The organism is Chitinophaga varians (assembly GCF_014529945.1).
Taxonomy (GTDB): Bacteria; Bacteroidota; Bacteroidia; order Chitinophagales; family Chitinophagaceae; genus Chitinophaga; species Chitinophaga varians.
The window spans coordinates 1-821 of record NZ_JACVFB010000024.1; the positions used below are offsets into that span (position 1 = coordinate 1).

The 821-nt window shown below is 51.3% G+C and carries 1 protein-coding gene; it reads left to right on the top strand.

The features are described 5' to 3' along the window. A partial coding sequence (locus ICL55_RS34875; RefSeq protein WP_188106698.1) for a type I polyketide synthase occupies positions 1–821 on the top strand: 821 nt, incomplete at both ends.

The window sequence follows — 821 nt, forward strand, 5'->3', positions numbered from 1 at the left end:
GACCGCTTCCAGATCAATCCTGAAAGTATACAGCTGATTGAAGCGCATGGCACCGGCACCAAACTGGGGGATCCGATAGAAGTAGAAGGACTGAAAAAATCTTTCGAAAAATATACCACGGAGAAAAATTATTGTGCTATCGGCTCTGTGAAAAGCAATATCGGCCACTGTCTGACAGCGGCCGGGGTAGCGGGTTTTATCAAACTGCTACAGGCTATACATCATAAACAGCTGCCGCCTACCATCAACTTTGAAAAGTTAAATGAACATATCCGCCTGGATGGCAGTCCTTTTTATGTGAATACGCAACTGACCGACTGGAAGATAAAAGAGACCCAACAGCGGCAGGCCGCCATCAGCTCTTTTGGCTTCAGTGGCACCAACGCACACCTGGTACTGGGAGAGTATCTTCCTGCCGGAACACCCGCAAACAACGATACACAACACTCACCGCAGATGATCGTGCTGTCGGCCAGATCAGGGGAGCAGCTGAAACAACAGGCGGCCAACCTGCTGGCATATCTTGAAGGCGCACCTTCCTCCTTTGATATAACGGATATCGCCTATACGCTGCAGACGGGCCGGGAAGCCATGGAAGAACGCCTCGGCTTTATGGCCGGTAGCATCGCCGAACTGACGGGTAAGCTCCAATCTTTCCTCAATGGCACTGGTGATACCGCCGGTATCTGCCAGGGGCAGGTGAAGCGCAACAAGGAAGGACTGCGGATCATCAGTAATGACGACGACATCAAAGACGCTATCATCGATAACCTGGTATCCCACGGGAAACTATTGCAGCTGCTCGACCTATGGGTGAAAGG